Source organism: Nocardia sp. NPDC004278 (assembly GCF_053602975.1).
Map to the genome: position 1 here is coordinate 157034 of NZ_JBSGEQ010000013.1, position 25899 is coordinate 182932.

Annotated in this window: 27 protein-coding genes; 7 read left to right on the forward strand and 20 right to left on the reverse strand. The window is 66.5% G+C overall.

Translation table 11 applies throughout. The features are described from left to right. Position 1: 1 nt before the first annotated feature. The 3 genes from ACWEO2_RS21580 to ACWEO2_RS21590 all read right to left on the reverse strand — a co-directional run bounded on the left by ACWEO2_RS21580 (position 2) and on the right by ACWEO2_RS21590 (position 2815). On the reverse strand, positions 2 to 721 hold the full coding sequence (locus ACWEO2_RS21580) for an alpha/beta fold hydrolase (protein ID WP_452406944.1): 720 nt from the start codon (positions 719 to 721) through the stop codon (positions 2 to 4). A 32-nt stretch (positions 722 to 753) separates the two neighbouring features. Next, positions 754 to 1719: an alpha/beta hydrolase gene (locus tag ACWEO2_RS21585; protein ID WP_452406945.1), complete on the reverse strand. Its 966-nt coding sequence runs from the start codon at positions 1717 to 1719 to the stop codon at positions 754 to 756. An 85-nt stretch (positions 1720 to 1804) separates the two neighbouring features. Next, positions 1805 to 2815 carry a GlxA family transcriptional regulator gene (locus ACWEO2_RS21590; protein WP_452406946.1) on the reverse strand — a complete coding sequence of 337 codons (1011 nt, stop codon included), beginning with the start codon at positions 2813 to 2815 and terminating at the stop codon, positions 1805 to 1807. A 79-nt stretch (positions 2816 to 2894) separates the two neighbouring features. Between ACWEO2_RS21590 and ACWEO2_RS21595 the strand changes: the two genes are divergently transcribed. Then, a complete protein-coding gene (locus tag ACWEO2_RS21595; protein ID WP_452406947.1) occupies positions 2895 to 3545 on the forward strand; it encodes a TetR/AcrR family transcriptional regulator in 651 nt (216 codons plus the stop codon). Here ACWEO2_RS21595 and ACWEO2_RS21600 read toward each other — a convergent pair. Then, the gene (locus ACWEO2_RS21600) at positions 3492 to 4793 is read right to left on the reverse strand and encodes a carotenoid oxygenase family protein (RefSeq protein ID WP_452406948.1); all 1302 of its coding nucleotides are present in this window, start codon (positions 4791 to 4793) and stop codon (positions 3492 to 3494) included. The genes ACWEO2_RS21595 and ACWEO2_RS21600 overlap by 54 nt on opposite strands. 26 nt (positions 4794 to 4819) lie before the next feature. After that, positions 4820 to 5380 (reverse strand): hypothetical protein, encoded by a 561-nt coding sequence (locus ACWEO2_RS21605; protein WP_452406949.1) that lies wholly within the window; start codon positions 5378 to 5380, stop codon positions 4820 to 4822. Between the two features lie 97 nt (positions 5381 to 5477). On the opposite strand from ACWEO2_RS21605, the gene ACWEO2_RS21610 reads away from it, so the two are divergent. After that, positions 5478 to 5996, forward strand: coding sequence for a PadR family transcriptional regulator (locus ACWEO2_RS21610; RefSeq protein ID WP_355180675.1), 519 nt, complete (start codon positions 5478 to 5480; stop codon positions 5994 to 5996). Positions 5997 to 6110: 114 nt separating this feature from the next. On the opposite strand, the gene ACWEO2_RS21615 is transcribed toward ACWEO2_RS21610, so the two are convergent. Continuing rightward, on the reverse strand, positions 6111 to 6707 hold the full coding sequence (locus ACWEO2_RS21615) for a TetR/AcrR family transcriptional regulator (RefSeq protein ID WP_452406950.1): 597 nt from the start codon (positions 6705 to 6707) through the stop codon (positions 6111 to 6113). Positions 6708 to 6781: 74 nt separating this feature from the next. Between ACWEO2_RS21615 and ACWEO2_RS21620 the strand changes: the two genes are divergently transcribed. Continuing rightward, positions 6782 to 7816: a hypothetical protein gene (locus ACWEO2_RS21620; RefSeq protein ID WP_452406951.1), complete on the forward strand. Its 1035-nt coding sequence runs from the start codon at positions 6782 to 6784 to the stop codon at positions 7814 to 7816. 306 nt (positions 7817 to 8122) lie between these two features. Continuing rightward, complete coding sequence (ald, locus tag ACWEO2_RS21625) at positions 8123 to 9229, forward strand: alanine dehydrogenase (protein WP_452406952.1); 1107 nt, start codon at positions 8123 to 8125, stop codon at positions 9227 to 9229. Here ald and ACWEO2_RS21630 read toward each other — a convergent pair. After that, entirely contained in the window at positions 9226 to 9738 is a 513-nt protein-coding gene (locus tag ACWEO2_RS21630) for an Lrp/AsnC family transcriptional regulator (RefSeq protein WP_354951294.1), read from the reverse strand. The two genes, ald and ACWEO2_RS21630, sit on opposite strands and share 4 nt — an antisense overlap. A gap of 356 nt (positions 9739 to 10094) precedes the next feature. Here ACWEO2_RS21630 and ACWEO2_RS21635 point away from each other — a divergent pair, with 356 nt between their 5' ends. After that, on the forward strand, positions 10095 to 10952 hold the full coding sequence (locus ACWEO2_RS21635) for an EamA family transporter (protein WP_354951019.1): 858 nt from the start codon (positions 10095 to 10097) through the stop codon (positions 10950 to 10952). Positions 10953 to 10978: 26 nt separating this feature from the next. Here ACWEO2_RS21635 and ACWEO2_RS21640 read toward each other — a convergent pair whose 3' ends face one another. From ACWEO2_RS21640 to ACWEO2_RS21675, 8 genes are all read right to left on the reverse strand, one after another. Continuing rightward, positions 10979 to 11431, reverse strand: coding sequence for an SRPBCC family protein (locus ACWEO2_RS21640; RefSeq protein WP_452406953.1), 453 nt, complete (start codon positions 11429 to 11431; stop codon positions 10979 to 10981). A gap of 104 nt (positions 11432 to 11535) precedes the next feature. Beyond that, positions 11536 to 12105, reverse strand: a complete 570-nt coding sequence (locus tag ACWEO2_RS21645; RefSeq protein ID WP_452406954.1) for a DJ-1/PfpI family protein — start codon at positions 12103 to 12105, stop codon at positions 11536 to 11538. A 61-nt stretch (positions 12106 to 12166) separates the two neighbouring features. Continuing rightward, complete coding sequence (locus ACWEO2_RS21650; RefSeq protein WP_452406955.1) at positions 12167 to 13561, reverse strand: amidase; 1395 nt, start codon at positions 13559 to 13561, stop codon at positions 12167 to 12169. A 206-nt stretch (positions 13562 to 13767) separates the two neighbouring features. Continuing rightward, on the reverse strand, positions 13768 to 14157 hold the full coding sequence (rbsD, locus tag ACWEO2_RS21655; RefSeq protein WP_354951014.1) for a D-ribose pyranase: 390 nt from the start codon (positions 14155 to 14157) through the stop codon (positions 13768 to 13770). Between the two features lie 32 nt (positions 14158 to 14189). Further along, entirely contained in the window at positions 14190 to 15134 is a 945-nt protein-coding gene (locus ACWEO2_RS21660; protein ID WP_452406956.1) for a ribokinase, read from the reverse strand. Continuing rightward, positions 15131 to 15901, reverse strand: coding sequence for an ATP-binding cassette domain-containing protein (locus ACWEO2_RS21665; RefSeq protein ID WP_452406957.1), 771 nt, complete (start codon positions 15899 to 15901; stop codon positions 15131 to 15133). The genes ACWEO2_RS21660 and ACWEO2_RS21665 overlap by 4 nt, the downstream gene beginning before the upstream one ends. 10 nt (positions 15902 to 15911) lie before the next feature. Continuing rightward, positions 15912 to 16880, reverse strand: coding sequence for an ABC transporter permease (locus ACWEO2_RS21670; protein ID WP_452406958.1), 969 nt, complete (start codon positions 16878 to 16880; stop codon positions 15912 to 15914). After that, positions 16877 to 17872, reverse strand: a complete 996-nt coding sequence (locus tag ACWEO2_RS21675; protein WP_452406959.1) for a sugar ABC transporter substrate-binding protein — start codon at positions 17870 to 17872, stop codon at positions 16877 to 16879. The genes ACWEO2_RS21670 and ACWEO2_RS21675 overlap by 4 nt, the downstream gene beginning before the upstream one ends. A gap of 165 nt (positions 17873 to 18037) precedes the next feature. Between ACWEO2_RS21675 and ACWEO2_RS21680 the strand changes: the two genes are divergently transcribed. Continuing rightward, positions 18038 to 19042 (forward strand): LacI family DNA-binding transcriptional regulator, encoded by a 1005-nt coding sequence (locus ACWEO2_RS21680; RefSeq protein ID WP_452406960.1) that lies wholly within the window; start codon positions 18038 to 18040, stop codon positions 19040 to 19042. A 341-nt stretch (positions 19043 to 19383) separates the two neighbouring features. Here ACWEO2_RS21680 and ACWEO2_RS21685 read toward each other — a convergent pair whose 3' ends face one another. Next, complete coding sequence (locus tag ACWEO2_RS21685; protein ID WP_452406961.1) at positions 19384 to 20340, reverse strand: MBL fold metallo-hydrolase; 957 nt, start codon at positions 20338 to 20340, stop codon at positions 19384 to 19386. Between the two features lie 57 nt (positions 20341 to 20397). On the opposite strand from ACWEO2_RS21685, the gene ACWEO2_RS21690 reads away from it, so the two are divergent. Then, positions 20398 to 21021, forward strand: a complete 624-nt coding sequence (locus ACWEO2_RS21690; protein WP_452406962.1) for a TetR/AcrR family transcriptional regulator — start codon at positions 20398 to 20400, stop codon at positions 21019 to 21021. A gap of 206 nt (positions 21022 to 21227) precedes the next feature. Here ACWEO2_RS21690 and ACWEO2_RS21695 read toward each other — a convergent pair whose 3' ends face one another. The 4 genes from ACWEO2_RS21695 to ACWEO2_RS21710 form a co-directional block, all read right to left on the reverse strand. After that, positions 21228 to 22502 carry an enolase C-terminal domain-like protein gene (locus tag ACWEO2_RS21695; RefSeq protein WP_452406963.1) on the reverse strand — a complete coding sequence of 425 codons (1275 nt, stop codon included), beginning with the start codon at positions 22500 to 22502 and terminating at the stop codon, positions 21228 to 21230. Position 22503: 1 nt separating this feature from the next. After that, a complete protein-coding gene (locus ACWEO2_RS21700) occupies positions 22504 to 23946 on the reverse strand; it encodes an aldehyde dehydrogenase (NADP(+)) (RefSeq protein ID WP_452406964.1) in 1443 nt (480 codons plus the stop codon). A gap of 122 nt (positions 23947 to 24068) precedes the next feature. Next, positions 24069 to 24983: a 5-dehydro-4-deoxyglucarate dehydratase gene (gene kdgD / locus ACWEO2_RS21705; protein WP_452406965.1), complete on the reverse strand. Its 915-nt coding sequence runs from the start codon at positions 24981 to 24983 to the stop codon at positions 24069 to 24071. Positions 24984 to 24993: 10 nt separating this feature from the next. Further along, positions 24994 to 25884, reverse strand: coding sequence for a LysR family transcriptional regulator (locus ACWEO2_RS21710; protein ID WP_452406966.1), 891 nt, complete (start codon positions 25882 to 25884; stop codon positions 24994 to 24996). Positions 25885 to 25899 lie beyond the last annotated feature (15 nt).

A 25899-nucleotide genomic window follows, 5' to 3' on the forward strand; every position in this document is an offset into this window, starting at 1 on the left:
GTCAGCTCCGCACCGCCGCCATGATCAGTGCGCTCACCGCATCGGGCACGGATACGGCGACCGCGTGCGAGGCCGCGACCTCGACCGTGCGCGCACCCGCCCGTTCGGCCATGAACCGCTGGGTCTCGATCGGGATGTTCTTGTCCGCGGTGGACAGCAGCGCGAACGACGGAACCGACCGCCACGGTGTCGCGGTCGCCGGTTCCTCGAGTGCGGCGACGGCGACCGGCCGCTGCGTCACGGCCATCAGGCGCGCGGTCGGCGCGGGCACATCGGCGGCGAACTGCTGGTGGAACTCCTCCTGGCGAATGGTCAGTTCGGTGCCCGCGCTACCGTCGGGCAGCGGATATGACGTCGGCCTGGTGGTCGGCCCCAAGGTCGAGCCGGGGAACTTATCGGTCAGCTCGAGCGCGCTCTCGCCGCGGTCGGGAATGAACGCGGCGATATAGACCAGCGCCTTGATATTCGGATTCGACTCGGCCGCCACGGTGATCACACTGCCGCCGTAGGAGTGGCCGACCAGCACGATCGGTCCCTCGATACTGCGCAGCACGGCGGCCACGTAGGCGGCGTCACTGTCGAGGCCGCGCAACGGGTTCGCGGCGGCAACGACGGAAAGTCCTTGCTGCACCAACTGTTCGACGACCACATTCCAACTGGACGAGTCGGCGAACGCGCCGTGCACCAGTACGACGGTCGGTGTGGCGGATTCGGTACTCACGACTGGGTTTCCTTCGGGTTCGACGGGTGGGGTCACGCGGTGTACAGCGCGGCCTTCAATACGGAGACGGCTTGTGCCACAGCGGCTTTAGCGGCATAGGTGTCGTGCATGGCGTTGACCATCACGAAATCGTGGATGATCGCCCCGTACCGCACCTGCGTGACGGGCACGCCCGCCGCGCGCAGCTTGCCCGCGAACGCTTCGCCCTCGTCCCGGAGCACATCGACCCCGGCGGTGATGACCAACGCCGGGGGCAGCCCGGCCAACTGCTCGGTGCTCGCCCGCAACGGCGAGGCGGTGATCTGCGCGCGGTCCGCCTCGCTGGTGGTGTACTGATCCCAGAACCAGCGCATACCCTCGCGGGTGAGGAAATAGCCCTCGGCGAACTCCTGGTAGGAGCCGGTATCGAAGTTGGCGTCGGTCACCGGGTAGAACAGCACCTGCTGGCGGAACGAGACATCGCCGCGCTCCTTCGCCATGAGGGTCAGCGCGATGGCCATATTGCCGCCGACCGAATCGCCCGCGATGGCGATCCGCGAGGAGTCCAGGCCGTGCGTTGCGCCGGAGGTGGTGACCCATTGCGCGACTCGGTAGGACTGTTCGTTCGCGACCGGGTAGCGCACCTCCGGTGAGCGGTCGTATTCGGGGAAGACGACGGCCGCGTCCACCCCGACGGCCAGGTCGCGCACCAGACGGTCGTGGGTGTGCGCATCGCCGAATACCCACCCCGCGCCGTGGGTGTAGATGATCACCGGCAGCACGCCGGTCGCACCCTTCGGCTTGACGATGCGCACCCGCACCGAACCGGTGGGGCCGCCCTCGACGGTGATCCACTCCTCATCGATCTCCGGCTTCACGATGGGGCTGTCCTGCACCCCGTCGACGGCCTTGCGGCCCTCTTCCGGGCTGAGCTGGTAGAGAAACGGCGGCTCGGAGGTCGCGTCGACGAACTCCTGTGCCGCCTGTTCGAGCGAGATACCGAGGGGGTTTCCTGCCATCATCCTGCCTTTCTGTATGGGTGCGTTCAGTCTTGGGCAGCGGCCGACCGGTCCGCCCCGCTGTGCGGGCCATAAATCCCCCTGATCAGGACGCGGCCGTGACGTCCTCCAACAGCGCGGTGGTACCCGTCGATCGGAAGCGCTGCTGATACTTGCTCGGCGAAATGCCAAGGCGCGTAACGAATGCGCGGCGCATGGCTTCGCTGCTGCCGTACCCGGCGGCCATCGCCGCCTCGGTCACACTGTACCCGGCGTGCAGCTTGTCCCGGGCCAGACCGAACCGAATGAAGGCGACGTATTCGGCCGGCGAGCTCTCCAATTCGGTGCGGAACAATCGCGTCAAATGCCGTGGGCTGACCCGGGCGTGCGTGGCGAGGGTCTGGACGGTATGCGGATGGCTGGGATCGGCACAGATCAGGTCCGCGACCGTGCGTACCAGCGGGCTGCGCGGCACCGGAGCGCGTAGCGCCGCCGAGAACTGCGATTGACCGCCCGCCCGTTGCATGTAGATGACCAGCAACTGGGCGACCGACCGGGCGATATCGGCGCCGTGGTCGGCTTCGACCAGCGCCAGCGCGAGATCCATCCCGGCCGCCACACCTGCGGAGCTGTAGAGGTTGCCGTCGCGCACGAAGATGGCATCCGGCTCGACCTGGGCGTCCGGGACTCGGCGCGCCAGATCCTTCGCGAATTTCCAGTGCGTCGTCGCGCGCCTGCCATCGAGGAGTCCGAGATTCGCCAACACGAACGCGCCGCTGCAGATGGATGCCAGGCGGCGGGTGTTGGCGGCCAGTTGACGGGCGGCGGTCAATACCTCGGGGGTCACGAACTTCGCGGGTGGCAGTTCGCTACCGGGGATCACCACGGTGTCGAAGCGCCCGGCATCCGCGGCAGCGCCCGCCACGGCGACGCGGGCGCCGATGGAGGTCTGCACATCCCGGCCGTCGGCGGAGACCAGCACCACCTCATAGTCGCACCCAGCCTGATTCGCCTCCACGAAAACCTCTGCGGGCCCGACGAAGTCGAGCATCTTCACACCGTCGAAGAGCAGGATGCCCACCCGTCGGCGGGATGGAATCGTTGAGTTGGCGGACATGTCCACCATTATTATGGAGCCATGCCTCCAGAATCAAGCAGTGTGCGCGATCTCTCGTCCGCGTTGGTAGCGTGAGCGAATGGGACGTTCGCGACGGTTCGATGAATCGGACCTGCTCGATGCCGCGACGGAGCTGTTCTGGGCGCACGGGTTCGACAGCACCTCGATCGACGATGTGTCGGCGGTGACCGGCGTCGGAAACGGCAGTATCTACGCCGCCTACGGCAGCAAGAAGGGGCTGTTCCTGGCTGCGTTCGAGCGCTATTGCGAGCGCCGCGCGCAGTTCGTCCGCGAGGTGATCCGGTCCGCGCCCGGATCCGCCCGCAGCGCGGTCCGGACGCTGCTGCGGGCGGTCATCGATGACTGCGCCTCCCAACCGAACCGGCGCGGGTGCCTGATGCTCAACAGCATCGCCCAGCTCGGGACGCGGATGCCCGAAGTGGTCGCGATCAGTACGCGCTGCACCGACGCGATGGAGGACGGTGTCGCCGCGCGCCTGCGCCCGGCGGTACTGCTCGGCGGCGCTGAGCGCGATCTCTCCGCGCTCAGCGCGAATATCGTGGTGGTGGCCCAGGGGTTGATCCAACTCAGTCGGCTGGATATTCCGGCCGCCCGGCTGCGCGATATCGCCGATGTCTCCTGTGACGCGCTGCCGTCCGCCTGGGCCGATGCGCCGTTAGCGGTCGGCGAGCCAGTTTCCGTGGAAGCCGTAGGGCACTCGGCTCGGTAGGTGGACGGTGGCGACCGGTGTGGCGGCCAGATCGGTCGCGTCCAGGATGACGAGGTCGCTGCGGTCGGTGTCGGCGTTGTAGACGTAGGTCATGAGATAGCCGTCGCCGCCGGGGTGTTCGTTCGCGGCCGCGAAGGCGGCCTCGGCGGGGATGCGGCCGGGGCCGAATTCGTGGGCGGTGTTCGCGCCGGTGTGCAGGTCGTAGCGGATCAGTGCGCCGCTGTCGCGGGAGACGGTGGCGTGGCCGAAGCGAGTGTCGAGACCCGCGAGCCGATCGTCGATGCGGGGGAACTCGGCGGCGCGGTCGTCGAGTTGTTCCTCGATGACGGTGCCGGAGTCCAGATCGATGGTCCATCGCCAGAGGCTCGCTTGTTCGCGGGTGGGCGAATCCTGTCGCCACATACTGGGATAGCGCATCACGTGTAGCACGATCCGGCCCGGTTCGTCGTGGGCATTGAGCGCGTGGAAGACATAGCAGGGATCGATCGGGAACCACCGCACCGCGCCGTGTGGATCGTCGCGGCGCAGCACACCGAGCCGCGCTTGGTAGTCGTCACTCCACCGATAGGGCATGCCGCCACCGGATTGTGCGATCTCGAGGTCGAAAACCACTGGCAGGTCCATGAATACGATATGCCCGCCGGTCAGGTTGAAGTCGTGGTGCATGGTCGGCCCTGGCACGTCGATGGGGCGGCTGAGCAGCAGATTTCCCGCGGCGTCGGCGCGGTGATAGGTCAGGTAGGGCTCAGCGGTGGCATAGCCGAAGAAGTGCAATTCGCCGGTGGTCGGGCAGGTCTTCGGATGTGCGGTCATGGCGGTGTGCAGTTTGCCATCGAAATCGTAGGGACCGACGGTGTCCAGCTCACAGGTCAATTCGTGGGGGTAGGACCCTTCTTCCAGTGCCAGGGTGCGTCCGGCGTGCCGGATGACGTGGGTGTTGGCGAATCCGCCCGTGAGGTCGTAATTGCCATCGGCGTCGCGGACCTGTGCACCGTTGGTGAAGGTGGAGGTGCGGACCCACCGGTTGCGATAGGAGACCGCGCGGCCCCGCTCGAGTCGCACGCCGTGCACCATGCCGTCGCCGAGGAACCAGTGCGCCGAGGCGGCGGCGTGCGGGTTCGGGCCATTGCGCAGATACCAGCCGGTCAATTCGGCGGGAATCGTTCCGGTGACCGGTAATTCGTAGGCGGTGAGTTCTTCGGTGACGGGGGCGTAGTTGCCGGTGAGGTGTGGAAGCGAGGTAGTCATGATGGGCGCCGATCTGGTGTGGGATTTCAGGATGCGGACTCGTTGAGCAAGTTCGCCTTCGACTGGATGTGGGCGACGTAGCGGATGGTGAAGATCACCGGGAGGGTGAAGGCGAGCACCTGCGCGATGGTGCGCACGCCCGAGGAGGAGTGCGCGAGCGCGGCCATCGCGATGCAGCCGATGACGAAACTCGCGGTCCATACCGAGGTGATGACGTAGCTGGTGCGGATGAAGACGGGGTGATCCCAAACCTCCTGCGGCGTGGTCCGTTTGGCGATCGGCAGGGTGAACGGCATGCGCACGGCCAGTGATGCGCCCGCGACCAGGGCGAGCACGCCCGAGGACAGTGCCGGGGTGTAGGGGTGCAGCGCGGTGTCCGGATCGGCGAAGGCGAGCACGGCCACCGCCGCGAAGAAGGCGACGGAACCGATGTCGATGATCATGGCTGCCACGCGTTGACCCGCCCGGATCTGCTGGGCGATGCCGAGGGCCGAAACGCCGAAGGCCGCCAGTGCGGCCCACTGCCAGTACTGCGGCGGGACCACCGCGAAGACGATCCAGGGGGCGAAGGTGCGCAGGTACGACATTTTCGGAGGCTCCTAGTGGGGCGACATTCCAGTTTTGACATGTCTAAATTAGAGTCTGCTCTATCGACATGTCAATAGTGGAAGGTAAGGTGATGGCATGAGTCTTCGGTATGTGCTGCTCGGACTGTTATCCGATCGCCCGGCCAGCGGCTATGACCTGGTGCAGCGGTTCAAGGTGTCCCTGGCCAATGTCTGGCCCGCTACTCAGAGTCAGATCTATACCGAACTCACCAAGCTCGCCGACGCGGGCTCGATCGCGGTGTCGGATGAGGGTCCGCGCGGCCGCAAGGAGTACACGATCACCGACGCGGGCCTGGCGGATCTGCGCGAATGGCTCACCACGACCAAGCCGAAACGGCCGGCGCGCAATGAAGTGCTGCTGCGCGTCTTCTTTCTCGGTGTGGTTCCCCGCGCGTACGCGCGCGACTATCTGTCCGATATCGAGACCGCGAGCACGGAGGGCCTAGCCGAACTGGCCGCACTCGAGGCGTCGATCGACTGGGACGACGATGACCTGTCCGTCTACGGCCGCATCGTGATGGAGTGGGGTAAGCGCTTCCAGGTGATGAGGCGGGAGTGGGCCGAGTGGGCGCTGACCCAGATCCCGGAGCGCTAGTGCGTTGATCACGAATGTTCGCCGGTCGGGCTCCTGTTCGGGGTCGGCCTCAGTGCTGTCGGCGTTCGATGCGGAACGGTCCCGACTCTCGACTCGGTTGCGGCGGAACGGCTTTCAGGATTCGTAGCCGCGTATGAGCGGTAGGTACACCGTATCCACGATGTCGACCAGGACCTCGTCGGGCACGGTGGGCACACCGCGCGTGACGAATTCATTGCGCAGCAGGTCGATCGGGACCGCGGCGACGCGCGGATGACGTGCGGCCGCGGGCGCCTGCCCGCGTGCGATGGCCCGGTCGAGAACGGTGAGCCACGGCCCCGCTCCGGCGTTTCCGGATTGATCGCGCAACTGGGCGAGTCGCCCCGGTTCGTGCGCTAGCTCGGCGAGCAGGCTGCGCAGGATCTCGCCGAGCGGAGAGGCGAGGTGAGAGTTGGCGCGCCGCAATAGCTCCAGCGCGTCCGTGCGCAGGTCGCCGGTGCCGGGAAGGTCGAGGGTGGTGGCGGTCAGCTGTTTGTAGGCGGCGACACCAAGGGCCGCCCGGTTGGGCCAGCGGCGGTAGATGGCGTTCTTGTTGGTGCCCGCGCGTTTGGCGACGGTGTCCATGGTCATGCCCGGGTAGCCGGATTCCAGGAGTTCGTCCACGGCCGCGCGCAGGATGGCCTGTTCGAGTTCGATGCCGCGGCGTCGGGTTGTTCGCGTGCTTTCGGTCATAACGGTACTGAGCGTACCTTGCGATGCTGTGGGGGCTACGCTATGGTCCAAATTACGGTACTCAACGTACCTTAATGATCGAGGAGGTACAGATGCGCGCCATCGGAGTGTGCTACGACACCGGCTTCATCAATCGCGGCAACAGCACGCACGAACCGTTCGATCCGGACGCGGTGTTGCGGGATATGCGAGCCATCCACGACGACCTGCACTGCGACGCCGTGCGGATCACCGGCGGTTACGTGGAGCGTTTGAAGCAGGCGGCCGTGCTGGCCGCGGACGTCGGCCTGGAGGTGTGGATCTGCCCGTTCGTCAACGGTGTCACCCAGGGCGAACTGCTCGAACTGGTCGCGGATATCGCGGAATTCGCCGAACGCCTGCGGATTCAGGGCGCGAACGTGGTGCTGGCCGTCGGCTCCGAACTGAGTCTGTTCGTCGACGGCTTCTTCCCCGGCGACGATTTCGAGCAGCGGGCCGCTGCTCTGGCCACCCCCGCAGGTCAGGCGGCCATGGCGGAAATGCCGACCCGATTCAACGAATTCCTCGGCCGCGCGGCCGAAATCGCGCGAGCCCGCTTCCGTGGCAGGCTCACCTACTGCTGCCTGCCCTTCGAACGGGTGAACTGGGAACTGTTCGATATCCTCGCCACCGATGCCGGATACCGTTCGGCCGCGCTGGCAGACCGCTACCCGGACCTCATGCGCAGTTACGTCGGCGAGGGCGCGAAACTTGGAAAACCGGTGGCCGTCACCGAATTCGGCTGCGTCACCTACCGCGGCGCAGCCGACAAGGCCGATCGCGGCGCGGACATCCTGCAATGGGACCCTCGTACCGCCACTCCGCTGCGCCTCGACGGCGCCTACGAGCGCGACGAGCAGGCCCAAGCCGCCCACCTGCTCGAGATGCTGAACATCCTGGACGAAGTCGGCATCGACACCGCCTTCTGGTACTGCTTCTCCCGCCCCGACCTCATTCACCGCGACGACCCGACCCTGGACCTCGACCTGGCCAGCGGCGGCCTGGTGAAGATCTTCGACAGCGTCGACGGCGCGGCCAAGACCTGGGAACCGAAGCTGGCCTTCACAGCGTTGGCGAACCGGGTCCGCTGACCGGCCTCGGCCTGCCTTATCCGGTCTCAGGCGGGCGTTCGATCAACTCGCACCACCCCCACGTCACGACTTCCATAGTCGCGTCACTGAACCGGGTGAACGTTCGTGGTTGACGCGCCAGCCGAATATGGTTCGAATCAGCCGGTCGAGGAGTTCGGAAATCTGAATATCAAGATGCTCGCCCAACTGATTTGAGAACTATCTTCACTGATATGGATCTGATCTTGCAGGATCTTCATACTCACACTGAGGTGATCGAACAGGTCACATGTCGCCAATCCACCGGATCGACGTACAGGAGTGTTGATGAAGATCGGAATCCCCCGCGAGGTCAAAAACCACGAGTACCGGGTCGCGTGTACCCCAGCCGGTGCGCACGAGTTGGTTGCGCGCGGACATGAGGTATACATCGAGGCCGGAGCGGGGCAGGGGTCGGCGTTCGAGGATATGGCGTACGCGGCCGTCGGGGCCCAGGTGCTGGACAGCGCCGATGCGGTCTGGGACACCGCGGATATGGTGCTCAAGGTGAAAGAGCCGGTGGCCGAGGAATATTCGCGGATGCGCGAGGGGCAGTTGCTGTTCACCTACCTGCATCTGGCCGCGTCCAAGGAGTGCACCGATGCGCTGCTGAACTCCGGTATCACCTCGATCGCCTACGAGACCGTGACCGCCGCGGACGGATCGCTGCCGCTGCTCGCCCCGATGAGCGAGGTCGCCGGACGGCTGGCGCCGCAGGCCGGTGCGTATCACCTGATGCGCAGCGGCGGTGGTCGCGGTGTGCTGATGGGCGGTGTGCCGGGTGCGCGTCCGGCCAAGGTGGTCGTGCTCGGCGGCGGTGTTTCGGGCAGTAATGCGATCGCAGTCGCGGTCGGCATGCACGCAGACGTGACCGTGCTCGACCTGAATATCGCGCGCCTGCGCGCCCTGGACGAGCAGTACCGGGGGCAGGTGCGCACCATCATCTCCAATAGCTTCGAGGTGGAGAGCCTGGTCCGCGAGGCCGATCTGGTGATCGGTGCGGTGCTGGTGCCCGGTGCGAAGGCGCCCACCCTGATCTCCAATGACCTTGTCGCACAGATGAAGCCGGGTTCGGTACTGGTCGATATCGCCATCGATCAGGGCGGCTGCTTCGAGGACTCGCGTCCGACCACCCATGCCGAGCCGACCTACCGGGTGCACAATTCGGTCTTCTACTGCGTTGCCAATATGCCCGGCGCGGTGCCGTACACCTCGACCGTCGCGCTCACCAATGCCACGCTGCCGTATGTGATTTCGCTGGCCGACCGCGGCTGGCGCGATGCGGTCGCCGCGGATCGGGGGCTGGCCGCCGGTCTGAGCACGCACCGCGGCCAGCTGCTGTCCGAATCCGTCGCGGCCGCACACAACTACGCGGCCGAGACGCTCGCCGCCTAGGGCATCGGACGGGTTCTGGGTCGCACATGCTCGAAGATGAGGATCGTCTCGGTCGAGGCGACGGCGGGATGTGCGCTCAGATGTTCCAGTACGAAGACCCGTAATCCCTCGGAGTCGGCGGTGGCGACATGGATCAGATAGTCGTCGGCGCCCGCGATGAAGTAGACGTTGAGCACCTCGTCGAGATCGGCCAATTGCTCGCCGAACTCGGCGAGGTGCTGACGTGCGGTGGCGTGTACCCGGACCGCGATCATGGCCTGCAGATTCCGGCCCAGTGCGGCCGGGTCGATATCGGCGTGGAATCCGCGGATCACGCCGCGTTCCACCAGTGCCCGCACCCGTCCCAGACACGTCGACGGTGCGATACCCGCGACATCGGCGAGCGCGCTATTGGTCATCCGGCCGTCGCGCGCGAGCTGATCGAGCAGAATCCGGTCGATATCGTCGAGCGCAACGGCGGGTCGAGGTGGATTCCGGACAGCGGCGGCCGGACCTATCGGTGAATCGATCTTCCTCACAGACCCAACCCTATCGAAGATCCTTCGATGTAGGGCATGCCCGGAAACTTATGTTCGGCGGTCATTCGCCGGTGTGAACTCGATCCGGCCGTGGCGATAGGATCGCCGCGTGGACATCTACTGGCACGCTGTTACGCCGCCCCCGTGCGCCTGATCGGGCGCACCTGCTGAATCTGGAGATTTTGCGTCCCGGCTGACTTCTATAGGCAGCCTCGGGGCGATGCCGTGCGCCCGTTTCGAATCCCTGTTGAATTCGATGACGGAAGTGCATGGCCTTGTCCGATTCCAAATCTGTTGTTGTAGTTGAGCGTTCGGGTGTCCGGGCGCGCTCGCCATTGAGTGGACCGGTGCCCATCCTGGTCGCGGCGATGTTGTGGGGGACCACCGGGACCACCAGTTCGCTGGCGCCCGCGGGTGCGCCCGCGGCGGCGATCGGGTCGGCCGGGTTGGTGCTCGGCGGGCTGTTGTTGTATTTGTCCACCGGCGCTGCGCGTCTGGTGTGTACGCGCGGCGAATGGTGGCTGGTTGTCGCCGGTGCGCTCGCGGTGGCGGGGTATCCGGTCACCTTCTATCCGGCCGTGGCGCGGACGGGGGTGGCCGTTGCGACGGTGATCGCGCTCGGCAGTGCGCCGGTCTTCGCGGGACTATTGGCCTGGGTTGCCGGACAGGGCAGGCCGACCGGACGCTGGGTCGGTGCCACCGCGGCGGCGGTGCTCGGCTGTGTGGTGCTCGTTCTCGGTCCCCAATTGACGGGTGGGACCGCGCCCGTCGACCTGCTCGGCATCGTGCTCGCGGCCTTCGGGGGACTCACCTACGCCGTCTACTCGCTGATCGGCGGCAGACTCATCGCGCACGGGCATTCGTCGAATGCGGTACTCGGCACGATGTTCGGCATTGCCGGGTTGTTGGTGCTGCCGGTTGTGTTGTGCGCCGACACAACGTGGTTGCATTCCGGGCGCGGCATTGCGGTGGCGGCGCATCTCGCGGTGTTCACCACGTTCGTCGCCTACCGCCTGTTCGGCTACGGGCTGCGGCATACGACGGCGCAGGTCGCGACGACATTGACACTCGCCGAGCCCGCCGTTGCGGCGGTGCTCGGTGTGGTCGTCGTGGGTGAGCGATTGCCGATCGTCTCGTGGTGCGGGCTGGTCGTGCTGGCACTCGGGCTCGCATTCCTGACGCTCGGCGGGCGCGACCGGCGCTGACGGGTGCCCGACGCCGCCGCTTCGCGCTACCGATTCCCTTGGGCCAGTACGGATTCGGCGGCGTCGAGCACCTTACCGAAGGCATGGAGGATCACCGGTTTCGCGAGCACGCGGGTGAACCAGGCGGCGGCGAAGGGCAGGCGCGCTTCGGCGGTAGTGGTCCAGGTGACTCGCGTCCCGCCCTCGACCTCGGTAAAGGTCAGTCGGCCGCCCTCGTGGCGGGACGGCGGGATACTGCGCTCGACGAGATAGCTGAAGTCGTGCGGTGCGTGATAGGCGGTGATGCGTTCGCGGAACCAGCCGATGCCCCACAGTAGGATTCGGACGGCACCGACGCCGTACGGTGCGCCGTCACCCTGCTGGATCAGGCGCTCGCGCAAGATAATTGGCGATCGCGTGTAGTTCTCGGCGTTGGCCAGCCAGTCGAAGACGTCATCGATCGGCGCCGGAATGACGCGTTCGATTGTCATGGTTTCCATCAGGCCCCTCCCGCCACGGACTCGGCGGAGACGCCGCGTCTACTACACATGATAGTAGTGCGAAGTGGGGCCTCGCACCAGGCCTTGGCGACCCGGCGCGGGCGCTACTGCGCTGGCGCGGGTGCTTTGGTGCGCAGCACCTCCATGAAGGCCCGCATCCACAGCGGGTGGTCCGGCCAGGCCCGGCCCGTCACGATATTGCCGTCGACGTGGGCGGGGCTGTCTTCCCATTGCGCGCCAACGGCATTCAGGTCGGGCGCCAGTGCCGGGTAGGCACTCGACGAGCGGCCGCTGAGTGCACCGACGGCGATGAGGATCAAGGGGCCGTGGCACAGCGCCGCGATCGGCTTGTTCGCGTCGACGAAATGTTTGACGACTCTGCGGCATTCCGCATTGCCGCGCAGGTATTCGGGAGCGCGCCCACCCGGCAGCACCAATGCCGCGTACCGGCTCGGGTCCACATCGGCCAGCGCGATATCGGCGGGCCAGGTGTGCCCGGCCTTCTCGGTATAGGTATCGAAACCGTCGACGAAATCGTGCACGACGAACTGCAACTTCTTGACGGTGGGGGCGGCCACGTGGACCTCGTACCCCTCCTCGAGCAGCCGCTGGTACGGGTACATGACTTCCAGGTCTTCGGCCGCGTCTCCGGTGATCAGCAACACGCTTGTCACGGCACATCACCTCCGGGGCGAATTTTATCGGCAATCGCCGTGCGCCCAGGGGCTTTCGCGACTAAAACGGGCGTGGATGCGGCCGGACTTGCTCGAGTTCTGCGGCCACCGACAGGATCGTCGGCTCACCATTGGCCGGTCCGACCAGCTGCACCGCCAGTGGGAGGCCGTCGGTGGCGACGCCCGCTGGCAGGGAGGCGGCCGGATGTCCGGTCGCATTCCACAGTCCGGTGTAGGCGACCATGGGAACCGAGGCGAGCTGGGCCCGGATGGAATTCGCGCCGTCGAGGACACCGAGCGGCGGCGGGCGGTGCGCGATGGTCGGGGTCAGCAGCAGATCGCACTGTTCGAAGATGCGATCGGCCTTGCGGGCCGCGACCTCGCCGCGGCGCATGGCCCACTCGACCACCGGCCGCCGCGCCCACGCACCGAGCGCGGTGGTCTGGCGGGTGCGGCGTTCGAGCCGCTCCGGATGGTCGACGAATGGGATCTCGGCACGCACACCGCCATAGAACTGCGGGTAGAAGGCGAAGGTGAAGTCGGGGTAGCGCGGGTTGATCTCGAAGACCGTATGGCCGAGTTGGGCGAGCAGTTGTGCGGTGTCGTGTACCGCGCGCACATGTTCCGGATCCGGTCCGGCCAGCACCGTCGGTGATTTCGCGCTGTAGCCGATGCGCAGGCCGGTGAGGGTGCGCCGCGCCGCTTCCTCGAACGACAGCACCGGATCGGGGGCGCGGAACCGGTCGACCGGCGTGCTGCCGCGGATCACGTCGTAGACGATCGCGGAATCCTGGACGCCGCGGGTCAGCGGGCCGAGCACGCCGAGCGCCCACCACAGGTGTGGGTACGGCGCGGTCGGTACCCGTCCGCGCTGGGTTTTGAGGCCGAAGAGCCCGCAGCAGGCCGACGGAATCCGGATCGAGCCGCCGCCGTCGCCGCCGAGTGCGACCGGCACCAGTCCCGCCGCCACCGCGGCGGCGGAACCACCGCTGGAGCCGCCCGCCGAGCGGGTCCGATCCCACGGATTGCGGGTAAGTCCGTAGGTGCTGGATTCGGTGTAGGGCCATTGACCGAATTCCGGCATGGTGGTCTTGCCGACAATGACCGCGCCCGCCGCCCGCAAGCGCCGCACCACTTCGGCATCGACGGCCGCCGGGGTGGTGTTGGCGCGAGTGCCGAAGGTGGTCACGGCCCCCGCGACGTCGATCTCGTCCTTCACCGCGATCGGGATGCCGTGCAGCGGTCCGAGGTCTGTGCCTGCGGCGCGGGCCCGATCCCGTTCGATCGCTTCGGCGATGGCCTGTTCGTGCAGCACCGTGGTGAAGGCGTTGAGGTCGCCCGCCTGTTCGATCCCGTCGAGGGTCGTTTCGATCAGTTCGCGGGCCGATAGCGCCCCCTGTTCGAGCAGTTCTCGTTGTTCCCGCACACCCGAGGCGACGACCTCGCGAAGGTCCATCTCTACCGCTCCTCCCGACCCACATGCCGTGGTGTTCCGAGCGAGCTGCGAGCAGCCGCCCGACAGGCGTGACCTGTGGAATCAGTCATTGATTCGAGCACCCGACAGTAGCTAGTCGACTGACCATTCCGCAATCGATACGCGGGTCGCGGCCGCCGGGTTCAATATCGCCGATATCAATTTTCCGCTATCCGCAAGCGGCAGCGCTACAGCCAGGGCACCCCGGCCCGGAGCAGCACATTGGCGTAGGGCCGAGCCTCGCCGGTGCGCACCACGAACCGGCAGGCCCCGATCCGCTGTTTGAAGTCGTCGTGGTCGATCAACTCCGCGTTCAGGCGGTGGCTGAGCAGTGTCGCCGCCTCCGGATTCTGCTCGGCGACCTCGCGGCTGCCCCAGGCGGCCTCGACGGTGACTTCGTCGAGGATCAGGTCGAGGATGGGCTCGAACCGGGGGAATCCATAGCTGATGCCCAGGTCGATCACCGGCACACCGACAGGTGTCGGCAGACCGGAGTCGCTGACGGCGAAGAGGTCGGTGTGGCGCAATGCCGTGAGCGCTGAGAGCAATTCGGCGTGAATGAGTCCACTGGTGCGCAAGGTTCGGATCCTTCTCGAAGGGGGATGCCCGGTCAGACGAGTGGCCGGGCCGCGGGGATGGCCGCGAGCGCGGTGCCGATCTGGTCCGCGGTGGGGTAGGAGGCATGGGTTCCCGGTGCCTGCACGGCGAGCGCACCGGCCGCGGTGGCGTAGGCCACGGCGGCGCCCAACTGCCTGCCATCGGCGAGTGCGGTGGCCAGCGCACCGACGAAGGCGTCGCCCGCGCCGGTGGAGTCCACCGAATTCACCTGTGGCGCAGCCTGATATCCGCCAGCGACCGGTGCTGGCACATCGCAGCGGTGCGCCCAGACCGAGCCAGCGGCGCCCAGGGTGGCGACGACGGACGCCACCCCGCGCAGACAGAGCGAGCGGGCCAGGTGGAATGCCTGCTCGGGTGTCCGTGCGGTGGTCCCGGTCAATGCCGACAGCTCGGATTCGTTGACGACCAGCGGATGGCAGCGCAGCAGCAGTTCATCCGGCAGCGCCGCCGCCGGTGCGGCGTTGAGGACGAACCGGCGGGCGTGCCGCGCCGCCCAGGCCACCACGCGCGGCGGCACCTCCAACTGTGCGACAACGACTTCCGCCGTCCGCAGCAGCTCGGCCTCGTCCATGGTGTCGAGTTCGGCGTCGGGTTCCCAGCGGAAGTTGGCACCGGAGTCGACCACGATCTGATTCTCGCCGTCGGCGACGGTGATGTAGGCCGTGCCGGTCCGCGCATCTTCGACCTCGCGCAGGGTGGTAAGCCCAACACCATAGTCGCACAACGATTTCCGCAGCTCGGGATCGGCATCGCGGCCGATCCTGGCAATGAATTCGACGCTGCCACCGGCTCGGGCCGCCGCGACGGCCTGATTGGAACCCTTGCCGCCCAGATTGGTGCGTGAGCGCAGTGCCAGCACGGTTTCACCCGGGCGCGGCAGCCGTTCCACCTCACACACGATGTCCTGGTTGACCGATCCGAGGACGACTACCGTCACGACTCGGCTCCGGCGTCGGCGACCTCCAGATTGCCGGGTGCGGCACCGGTGATCAGCGCGACCAGCCGGTCGCCGTTCACCTCGTCGATCCGGTGTGCGGCAACGGATCTGCCGCGCCGCAGCACCACGACGTTATCGCAGATCCGCATGACCTGTGCCAGGTCGTGGCTGATGATCAAGACCGTGATCCCGCGCTCGCGCAGGCCGCGCACCAGCTTCTCGACCGCCGCGGTCTCCCGCACGCCGAGCGCGGCGGTCGGCTCGTCCATGATCACCATGGATTTGCCCCAGGCGACCGCACGGGCGATGGCGATGCTCTGGCGTTGGCCGCCGCTCATCCTGCGCACGGTGGTGCGCACCGAGGGCACATCGACATCCAGGTCGCGCATGATCTCGCCGCTGCGGGCAATCATCGCCCTGCGGTTGACGATGCCGAGCGGATAGACCAACTCCCGGTTGAGAAATAGGTTCTGCCACACCGCGAGATCGTCGATGAGGGCGAGATCCTGATACACGGTCTCGATGCCCATCTTGCGCGCGTCCTCGGGCGAACGCAGGCGCACCGGCTCGCCCTTGAACAGGATGTGCCCGGTATCTGGTGTCTGCACGCCGGTGAGGCAGCGTACCAATGTCGATTTGCCCGCGCCGTTATCGCCGACCAGGGCGGTGACCTCACCCTCCGGAATCGTCAGCGAGACTCCGGCCAGTGCGCGGACCGAATCGAACGATTTGGTGAGTTCGCGCGCCTCGAGTAGTGGAATCGTCATGTCCTGGGACCTACTTTCGGAAGCGGGCGATGCCGGCGGCCAGCAGCAGCACCGCGCCGACGGCGACCGGCTGGTAGTACTGCGAGATGCCGAGAATGGTGAACCCGTTGATCAGCGAGGTGAACAGCACCGCACCGCAGACGGTACCGAGCACCGACGCCTTGCCGCCCGACAGCGACGAACCGCCGAGCACCACCGCGGCGATCGAGCTCAGCAGATAGGTGGTCTGCAGGGACGGATCCGCGCCGCCATTGCGGGCGACCAGCATGACACCGGCTATGCCGCACAGCAATCCGGACATGGCGTAGGCGAACAGCCGGATCCGGTTCACCGAGATACCGGTGTCGCGCGCGGCCTCGAGTCGCCCGCCGGTGGCGAGCAGGTGGGTGCCGATTCGGGTCCGGAAGATGATCCCGGCCACCACCAGCGCCGCCACCAGCGCCAGCAGCCAGAACCAGCGCACCGGTCCGATGCCGTCGAGTGCGAGCCGTTGCAGGAACCGGGAACTCACGGCCTCGGTATTGCCGTGCGTCAGCAGCAGCGTGATGCCATTGAGCACGCTCAGCATGCCGAGCGTGACGACGAAGTCGGTCATATGCAGTCGGCCGACGAGCACACCGTTGACGACGCCGACCGCCAGTCCGCTGAGGATCGCCGCCGCGATGGCGACCGCCATCGGATAGCCGTGGCTGGCGAGGTAGCCGAGAACGGCTGCCGCCCAGGGGAGATTGGCGCCGACCGACAGATCGATGCCGCCCACCGTGATCGCGAACTGCTGGCCGAGCGCCAGCACCGTCAGGATCGTCGAGGCGACCAGCAGATCGCCGATATTGTCCGCCGTCAGGAAGTCCGGGGTAGCGATAAAAAACGCCACCCACAGCACGACCAGGGCCAGCGGTGCCGCGAATTCGGCGACCTTGGCAAGGATTTCCGTGCGCCCCTCACGCGCACGGAGCTCGGCGGGTGCCTCGGCTGTCACTTCTTCAGCAGTCCTTCCACTGGGTTGTCGAATGCGACGATCGGACGCGGGAACGCGGAGATCTGCTGATCGACATTGTCCTTGCCGATGAAGGCGATGGGGGAGACCACGCGCTCGGGCAGCGCCTTGCCCTGGTGCTTGGCCAGGCAGCTCTGCACCGCGAGTTGTCCTTCCGCATATGGGTATTGAGTCACCGTGCCGGTCAGGGTGCCCGCCTTGACCGCGTCGAGCGCGGCCTGGATGCCGTCGACGGAGATCACCTTGATCTGGCCTGTCTTGCCCGCGTTCTTGATCGCCTGTGCCGCGCCGAGGCCCATGGTGTCGTTGGCGGCGAAGATGCCGGTGATCTCTGGATGTGCCTTCAGGAGCGCCTCGGTGACCTGCAGGCCCTTGTCCTGTTCGTAGTCGGCAGGCGCCTTCTGGACGATATCCAGCTTGCCAGCGACGGCGTCGGTGAAGCCCTTATCGCGATTGATGCCGTTCTGCTCGCCGGCGATGCCCTGCAGGATGGCGACCTTTCCGGTGCCGCCGAGTGCGTCGAGCATCTTCTGTCCGGCGATCCGGCCCGCATCGAGATTGTCCGAACCGATGAAGCTGGCATAGGACACCCCGGCCTGCTCGGAGGCCTTCGCGTCGATCTGGGTGTCGAGGTCGAGGATCGGAATATTCTTGCGCGCCACCGGCGTCAGCGGCGTGATCACATTCGTGGCGTTGACCGGTACCACCCCGAAGCAGTCATAGCCACGCGCGGCCAGGGTGGAGATCTGGGCGTTCTCACCGTCGGCGTCCGTCTCGGACTGCCCGGCCTGCACCGTGACCTTCACCCCGAGCCGCTGCCCCTCCGCAAGGGCGCCGTCGCGCAGCGCCGCCCAGTAGGGGTTGGTGAAGTTCCTGGTGACGATCGCGATCTTGAAATCGCCGTCACCCGCGTCCTGCCCACCGCGACCGCAGGCAGCGGCGGCGAGCGCGCCGATGAGGACAAGCGGCGCCATTGCACGCCTGAATCGAGCATTCATCGTGAGTTCGACCTATCCGTCTCAGGTATCAACTCGTGTTGATTTACGCGAGTTGATGAGTAGTGTGTGACCCGAGTCACCGGCTGTCAAGTGGTGGTGCGGAGTGCTTGGATGGACGGTCGGAGCGAGGAGAGGTTTCGGATGGCAGTCACACGAGCCGACGTGGCGCGGCTCGCCGGTACGTCGCCGGCGCTGGTGAGCTATGTGCTCAATGGGGGGCCGCGGCAGGTCGCACCCGCGACAAGGGCCCGCATCGAGGCCGCCATCGCCGAACTCGGCTACCGGCCGAATATGTCCGCGCGCAGTCTGCGCATGAACCGCGGGCACGCGCTCGGCATGGTGATCCCCGACGGGGCCAACCCGTTCTTCGCCGAACTGTCCGCGGTCATCGAGGCGGCCGCCTTCGCGCGGGGGTATCCGCTGTTCGTCGGCAATGCCGCCGGGGACCAGGAACGCGAACGCGCCTACGTGCGCACCTTTATCGATCGCAGAGTCGAAGGGCTGCTTGCGATTTCGTCATCCTGGGAGACCGGTGTCGCCGACGCCTGCGAGGAGGCCGGAATGGTGCTCGTCGCGCTGGACCGCGTCATCGATCCGGCGCGCTGCGCGCATGTGATGTGCGATTCGGTCGCGGGCGCAGAGCAGGCCGTGGCGCATCTCATCGGGCATGGGCACCGCGATATCGCCTGCCTCAGCGGCCCGCATGTGTCCACCGCCGAGGACCGCGTACAGGGCTACCGCAATGCGCTAGCGGCCGCCGGACTGGCCGAAGGACGCATTGTGCGAACGGATTTCGGCGGTGCCGCCGGCTACCGCGCACTGGCCGAACTCATGGCCGACCCGCGCCGCCCCACCGCGGTATTCGTGACCAGCGACCTACAGGCGATGGGCATGCTGCGCGCGGCCTACGACGCCGGACTGCGGGTACCCGACGACCTCGCGGTGGTCGCCTTCGACGGCATCGAATACTCCCGCTACACCCGGCCCGGCCTGACCACGATGGTGCAGCCCACCCGGCGCATGGGCGAGACCGCGGTCGATCTGCTGCTCCAGCAGCTCGAGGACCACACCGTCCGGCCGGGGGTGGTGAATCTGGAGGCGGTGCTGCACACCAGGGGCTCGTGCGGTTGTTCGGACGAGTTCTGAAAGCTCAGATGCGTTGCGCCGCACGGGAAACCCTGGTCTTTCGACGGTGTCCGGCCGACCGTGCTGGTAGGCTGCTGTGACGCCAGGTTGTTGTCATTCGCAAGTCGCATCTGTCACCGGCTCGAACGCCCGTGCAGCGGCATAGAAAGACGTTCTGCGTGTCGCGCAATGTGGATATGCGTTATCACATGTTCTTCATGCCGTCTTTGGTGCGCAGGAGTGTACGAGTGACCGGTCATTACGGATCGGTCGTTTCGCCGTCTCTCAGTGGCTGGGTTCAGCAAGCGTGTTCACAGTCCGCGGAGGACGCCTGGCGATCCCGCGGTTGCTCACACAACCGGTCAGGACGTGGCGCTGATCCGGTGGTTTCGTGCCAGCGTAGCGACGAACGCGGGCAAAGCACTCAGCAACTCCAGTTCGCTCGGCGCGCTGCCGTGTTCGCGGTAGATGGCACCGATATCGAGCAGTACTCGTTCGGGGCCGAGCAACTGCGGGCAACCGGCGAAATCGAAGCGCTCGGCGGCTTCGAACACCGTCCGCCCCGCCTCGCGGCACAGGTGTGCGTAGTCGTGCATGCGAAGCAGATATTCACGGAATGTGCGGATTCCAGGTGGACCGACGACCGGGCCGTGGCCGGGCACAATGGTGTCCGCATCCGTAGTGAGCATCAGCTCGCAGGCTGCGATCCAGCCTGAGATCGGCCCGGAATGGATGACCGGATGCACGCCGATGAACAGCAGATCGCCCGCGAAGAGGGTGCGCGTGTCGGGCACGTGCACGAGCACATCACCGTGCGTGTGTGCCGGACCGGCTTCGAGCAAATGCACCACGCGCCGGCCGACCCGCAACTCCAGCTCGCCGCAGAACGTCCGGGTAGGAAGTGTTGGGATGACTCCGGTGAAGTCGAACCTGGCCATGATAGGTGTCATCCACTCGCGTAGGCCCGGCGCGAGGTCCGGGTTGAGAAGCATTGGCAGGAAACGATTTTCGCGCATGTGATGCGCCGCCACGCGCGAGGCGACGATCTCCGCGTCGGTGACGAGCTGATTTCCCCACCAATGGTCGGGGTCGTCGTGTGTGTTCACCACTGTTCGAATGCTCACCTCTGGTAACGCCTCGGCCACCGAGTGCAGTAGATGCGCGGTCTGCGTCACCGTGAAGAGCGTGTCGACAAGCAATGCCTCACGTCCGTCGACGACGAGTCCGGTGTTACTCAACCCCCAGGAACCGTCGGGCGCGAGATAGGCGAATGTGGCCGCGCCGATCGGATGTAGTCCGCGGGTGAACGGGATGGTCATGACATGCCCCCAAACTTGGTCTGTAGCCTAATTTTAGGTCACTGTACACTTCGGGGTGTGGCGACGAAAGAGGCCGGGCGGCGGGAACGACGTAAGCAACAGACTCGAAATCACTTGCTGGACACGGCATTAGCGCTGTTCGCCACGCAGGGATTCGAAGCGACCACGATCGACCGGATCGCCGAGCACGCCGACGTCGCCCGGCAGACAGTACTGAACTACTTTCCACGCAAGGAGGCTTTCGTCCGGGCCTGGGTGCAGCGACGCCAAGAGCGACTGGCGGTCCTACTGCGAGAGCGCGACTTTCGTGAGGCGGCAGCTAGCGACCAGCTGGCCACGTATGTGCACATCATGGCCGACTACGACGAACGGGAGAGCCGGATCGCGCGCGCGATCTCCGACGGATGGCTACGGCACGACAGCGGGTTTTTCGCGGAAGCGGTGGCGCCGCCGGTCCTGGCTGACACGATCCGCCTCGGGGTACAGCGTGGCGAATTCACCCCGAAGCTCGACGTGGAGATCGCTGCCGAGGTGATCTACGACTGCTATCTGCAGACGTTGAACCGCTGGCTGCAGTCGGACACGGCATTCCCGCTCGGCAGTGCGCTACGCGACAAACTCGACATCGTGTTGCACGGGCTGCTGACCCGGACCGGCGACGCGAATCAGTCCGGGCTGTAGGTCGGTGGAAAGCCCGCTCGCACTGGATACGACCTGCCGGTGCCACAACATGCGGTAGTCGTAGTGGGTGATATCTGTCGCATGCAATGCCTGACGGAAGCGGTGGTCGACGGCCGGTGCTGATGACAACAACAGCCTGTCGCCACAGTCGCTTTCTGGTTATGCCTTCGGCGGTTCGGCCACGATCGGTGGGGCCACTGCGCGTGTCAGTATTTGGGTGAGCTCGGCGTCCGATAGGTCGGGTCGACCAGGCGCATGGCGGCGATGTCATCGCGGTTGTGCCACTGCGGCATGGCGTTCCAGCGGTCGTGCAGGCGCGCGAGCGCGTCCGGATCGAGGTCGACGCCGAGCCCGGGTGCGTCGGAGACGGCGATCGCGCCATCGCTGATGACGATCGGGTCGACGATCACATCCTCTGACTGCCATGGGTAGTGGGTATCGCAGGCGTAGTCGAGGTCGGTGACGGTGGCCGCCACCTGGGTCATGGCGGCGAGGCTGATGCCGAGATGGCTGTTGGAATGCATCGAGATGCCCTTTTTGTATGCTCGACACACTGCGGCCAGATCGCGGGTCGCCAGCAGACCGCCCCAGAAGTGGTGGTCGGACAGCACGATCTGTACCGCGTCGCGGTCGAATGCCGGTTTCACTTCATCGAGTGCGGTCACGATCATATTCGTGGCCAATGAAATTCCGGTGCGGCGATGCACTTCGGCCATATCGTCGACGGTGGCGGTCGGATCCTCGAGGTATTCCACGACACCGGTCAGTTCCTCCGCGACCTGCAGCGCCGTCTTCAGCGACCAGCCGCCGTTCGGATCCAAACGCAAGGGCGAGTCGGGGAATTCGGCGGCCAGCGCTCGGATCGCGGCAATCTCTGCATCCGGCGGCATGACCCCGCCTTTGAGCTTGAATGAGCGGAAACCGCCGTGGACGAAGAACTTTCGTGCCTGAGCGACCACGCCCGCTGGATCCAGTGCCGCACCCCACTCATCCGTGGCTTCCGGCGCCAAGGGATGCTCTGCCCACTTGTAGAACAGGTAGCCCGAATACTCGACACGGTCACGTACCTTGCCCCCGAGCAGGACATGTACCGGAACCGCCAAGTGGCGTCCCAGCGCGTCCAGTGCGGCGACCTCGAAGGCGGACACCACGCTGAGCCGCACCTTGTCCGTGGTCAGCGCGCCGCGCAGGCCACTGGCCGCGGGAGCGGAATCCAGGAGGGTGCTCGTACCCTGTCCGAGCCCGGTGATCGCCGTGAGTGCACCGACCGGCATACCGATCAGTTCGCGTGCCAACTCGGCCGCGCGCTCCAGATAGACGGTGTCACCGTAGGTTTCGCCGAGGCCGACCACGCCACTGTCGGTGACGACCTCGACAATCAGTCGTGGCGTATAAGGCTGATGGACACCGGACAGATTCAACAGCGGGGGATCGGAGATCAGGATCGGGGTCAATCGGACATCGGTGATGACGGGTGTCATCTCAGTCTCGCTTTCCGTCGACGCGGCGCGGCAGCCGCCACGGATTGGCTTCGCGCAGGGCGGGTGGGAGCAGTTCATCGGGGAAGCCCTGCCAGGCGATCGGCCGCAGGAAGCGGGCGATGGCGGCGGTTCCCACCGAGGTTGTGGTCGGTGCGGTCGTCGCGGGGTACGGGCCGCCGTGCTGCTGGGCCCAGCTCACCGTGACACCGGTGGGCCAGTCGTTCCACAGCAGTCGACCGGCGAGCCCGGTGAGGGCGGGCAGCAGTTGGCGCACGTCATCGACTTCGGTGTCCTCCGCGACAATGGTCGCGGTGAGGCCCGGTTCGAGTTGGCGCAGAACTTGTTCCAGCTCAATGGGATTCGTGTATTCGACGACCAGTGCTGCCGGTCCGAAGCATTCCGCCTGTAGAACTGCTCCCGCAGCCAGGAAGTCGGTGGCGGACACATTCAGCAAGGTGGGTGCGAGCAGATCGTCATGTGCCGAAATCGCGGTGACGGAGGGGGATTCGCGCAGGGTCGTCACGCGCGATCGGAAGCCATCGGCGATGTGCTCGTTGAGCAAACGCTGTCCCGGCACCGCGGCGACCGCGGCGGCCAGCGTTTCGGTGAGCCCATGGCCCGAAGGCAGTAGCAGCACGCCGGGTTTGGTGCAGAACTGTCCAGCGCCGAGGGTGAACGATCCGACGAAACCCTCGACGATCCGCGGTCCGCGCGCGCGTACCGCACCGGGCATGACCACCACCGGATTGACGCTGCCGAGTTCACCGTAGAACGGGATCGGGCGCGGCCGTGACGATGCGATATCGAACAGGGCGCGGCCACCCGCCAGTGAACCGGTGAACGACGCGGCGGCGATATCCGGGTGGCGCAGTGCCGTGATGCCCGCCTCGACGCCGTGGATGACGGCGAAGGCGCCCGCCGGGGCACCGGCCGCGCTCAATGCCCCGCGCACGATCTCGCCGGTCCGCTCGGACAGCCGTGGGTGGCCAGGATGTGCCTTGAGGACCACGGGACATCCCGCGGCCAGGGCCGAGGCGGTGTCACCGCCCGCGACGCTGAATGCGAACGGGAAATTGCTCGCGGCGAAGACGAGCGTCGGTCCGATCGGGACCAGGCTGCGCCGAATATCGGGTCGCGGTCCCATCGGCCAGCTCGGATCGGCGTGATCCACGGTGGCGGCGAGGAATTCGCCATCGGCCAGCACCTCGGCGAAAAGGCGCAACTGAAAGGTGGTGCGGGTCAATTCACCACGCAGGCGCGGTGTTTCGGGCAGATGTGTTTCCGCTGCGGCGAGTGGGACGAGTTCGTCGGCCGCGGTATCCAGGGCATCCGCGATCCGGGTGAGCCACGCCGCCCGTTCGGTGGGTGTGGTGTCGGCGAGGCGACCCGCGGCCTGCGCCGCTGCGGCGATGATCGGCTGTAGTTCGTCAGGGGTGGTATCCACAAAGGCTCCTGAAGGTAGTGGGTTACGCCCGCACCGTGTGTTCGGCGGTCTCGCTGATGGTCACGCCGAGACCGGGGTCGAAACGGTGGCCTCGGTGATCCGGTCGAGGGTGGCCGCGCTGTTCATGCGATCGCGGCGACCAGGGCGGTCAGTTCGGCGAGTTCGGGCTCGGTGAGGTCGGTCAGCGGTGGCCGGACCGGTCCGGGCGGGCGTCCGATGGCCGTCAGTCCGGCCTTGACGATCGACACCGCATACCCGGGCACACGGTCGCGGATACCCAGGTAGGGGATGACGAATTCGCGCAGCCGCCGGTAGACCTCGTCGCGGTCGTGGGCCTGCACCGCCCGATAGAAGTCGAGTGCGAACTGCGGCACGAAGTTGAAGATCGCGGAAGAGTAAGTGGTGACACCCATTTCGGTGTAGGGCAGGGCGAAGGTCTCCGCTGTCGGCAGCCCGCCGATATAGGTGAGCCGGTCGCCGAGCCGGGCGTAGATCCGGGTCATCGTCTCGATATTGCCGACACCGTCCTTGAACCCCACCAGATTCGGGCAGCGCTCGGCCATCCGCGCCAAGGTCACGTCATTGCAGGTGGCATTGGCGCGACTGTAGAAAATGACGCCCAGTGAAGTGGCCGCGCAGACGGCGGCGACATGTTCGACCAGCCCGTCCGGCCCCGCCTCGGTCAGATACGGCGGCATCAGCAAAATGCCCTCGGCCCCGGCGGCTTCGGCCGAGCGGGCCTGCTCGATCGCCGCCGCGGTGCCCGCGGTGGCCGGTGCGACCACCGGGATCCGGCCGCCGGTCTCGGCGACCGCGGCCCGTACCACCTGATCGATCTCGGGTGGTGTCAGGGAGAAGCCCTCACCCGTACCGCCCGCCGCGAATAGACCTGCCACCTCGTACTGGGCCAGCCAGGCAATGTGTTTGCGGTAGGCGGCCTCGTCGAAGGCCAGGTCGGCGTCGAAATGCGTGACAGGGAAGGACAATAGCCCGCGGCCCAGCGCGGGACCCAACTCGTCGGCGGACAGATGTGACATATGGTTCCTCTCAGTGAGCCGGCGGCAGCGAATCGAGCAGTTCGATCACTCGGTGCAGAGCCGGATTGGCGCAGTCGCGTCGCCAGACCGCGTGCAGGACAACGGATTCCTCGACGCCGTCCAGCGGCCGGAACCGCACGCCGTCGGGATGCAGGTGGGTGGACGTTTCGGGGACCAGGGCCAGGCCGCGTCCGGCGGCCACCAGCGCGAGCATGGTGTGCACCTGGGTCAATTCATGGGTGGCGGTGTAGGGCACGGCGGCGAGGATGCCGGAGACCAGATCGGCGAAATAGCGGGCCGGACCGGGTGCGTACACCAGCAGCGTCTCGCCGCCCAGTTCCTCGATCGCGATCGGACCGTCTGCGGCGAGCTTGTGCTGTTCCGGCACGGCCAGCATCAACCCTTCGGAATGCACCAGCTGCGAATCGAATTCGGTGCGGTCGAAGGGTGGACGGGCGAGTGCGAGATCGAGGCTGCCGCCGCGCAGGTTCTCGAATTGATCCGAACTCACCATCTCGCGCAAGACCACCTCGACGCGGTCCAGCCCGGCCTCGATGTGGTTGAGGAACCGTCCGAGGAAGCCGAAGCCCGAGGCCGCCGTGAAACCGATGCGCACCGTGCCAGCCCCGCCCGCGGCGACGAGGCGGGCGGTGCCGGGCGCGGCGCTGGCCAGGGCCAGCAGACGGCGCGCCTCGGTCAGGAAGACCTCCCCGGCCGGGGTCAGCTGGACCTGCCGCTGGGTGCGATCGAAGAGTTCGACACCGATATCGCGTTCCAGTTTCTGGATCTGGCGGCTCAGCGGCGGCTGCGTCATCCGCAGCCGCTCGGCCGCCCGGCGGAAATTGCCCTCCTCGGCCACCGTGACGAAGCCGCGGACCTGCTCCAGCGACAGTATCGACATCGTTCTCCTCCTGCG

Excerpts from the sequence above, each read along its gene's own strand:
- ACWEO2_RS21585 (WP_452406945.1), bottom strand. The coding sequence starts at position 1,719 with ATGGCAGGAAACCCCCTCGGTATCTCGCTCGAACAGGCGGCACAGGAG.
- ACWEO2_RS21590 (WP_452406946.1), bottom strand. The coding sequence starts at position 2,815 with ATGTCCGCCAACTCAACGATTCCATCCCGCCGACGGGTGGGCATCCTG.
- ACWEO2_RS21595 (WP_452406947.1), top strand. The coding sequence starts at position 2,895 with ATGGGACGTTCGCGACGGTTCGATGAATCGGACCTGCTCGATGCCGCG.
- ACWEO2_RS21600 (WP_452406948.1), bottom strand. The coding sequence starts at position 4,793 with ATGACTACCTCGCTTCCACACCTCACCGGCAACTACGCCCCCGTCACC.
- ACWEO2_RS21605 (WP_452406949.1), bottom strand. The coding sequence starts at position 5,380 with ATGTCGTACCTGCGCACCTTCGCCCCCTGGATCGTCTTCGCGGTGGTC.
- ACWEO2_RS21610 (WP_355180675.1), top strand. The coding sequence starts at position 5,478 with ATGAGTCTTCGGTATGTGCTGCTCGGACTGTTATCCGATCGCCCGGCC.
- ACWEO2_RS21615 (WP_452406950.1), bottom strand. The coding sequence starts at position 6,707 with ATGACCGAAAGCACGCGAACAACCCGACGCCGCGGCATCGAACTCGAA.
- ACWEO2_RS21620 (WP_452406951.1), top strand. The coding sequence starts at position 6,782 with ATGATCGAGGAGGTACAGATGCGCGCCATCGGAGTGTGCTACGACACC.
- ald (WP_452406952.1), top strand. The coding sequence starts at position 8,123 with ATGAAGATCGGAATCCCCCGCGAGGTCAAAAACCACGAGTACCGGGTC.
- ACWEO2_RS21640 (WP_452406953.1), bottom strand. The coding sequence starts at position 11,431 with ATGGAAACCATGACAATCGAACGCGTCATTCCGGCGCCGATCGATGAC.
- ACWEO2_RS21650 (WP_452406955.1), bottom strand. The coding sequence starts at position 13,561 with ATGGACCTTCGCGAGGTCGTCGCCTCGGGTGTGCGGGAACAACGAGAA.
- ACWEO2_RS21665 (WP_452406957.1), bottom strand. The coding sequence starts at position 15,901 with ATGACGATTCCACTACTCGAGGCGCGCGAACTCACCAAATCGTTCGAT.
- ACWEO2_RS21675 (WP_452406959.1), bottom strand. The coding sequence starts at position 17,872 with ATGGCGCCGCTTGTCCTCATCGGCGCGCTCGCCGCCGCTGCCTGCGGT.
- ACWEO2_RS21680 (WP_452406960.1), top strand. The coding sequence starts at position 18,038 with ATGGCAGTCACACGAGCCGACGTGGCGCGGCTCGCCGGTACGTCGCCG.
- ACWEO2_RS21685 (WP_452406961.1), bottom strand. The coding sequence starts at position 20,340 with ATGACCATCCCGTTCACCCGCGGACTACATCCGATCGGCGCGGCCACA.
- ACWEO2_RS21695 (WP_452406963.1), bottom strand. The coding sequence starts at position 22,502 with ATGACACCCGTCATCACCGATGTCCGATTGACCCCGATCCTGATCTCC.
- kdgD (WP_452406965.1), bottom strand. The coding sequence starts at position 24,983 with ATGTCACATCTGTCCGCCGACGAGTTGGGTCCCGCGCTGGGCCGCGGG.
- ACWEO2_RS21710 (WP_452406966.1), bottom strand. The coding sequence starts at position 25,884 with ATGTCGATACTGTCGCTGGAGCAGGTCCGCGGCTTCGTCACGGTGGCC.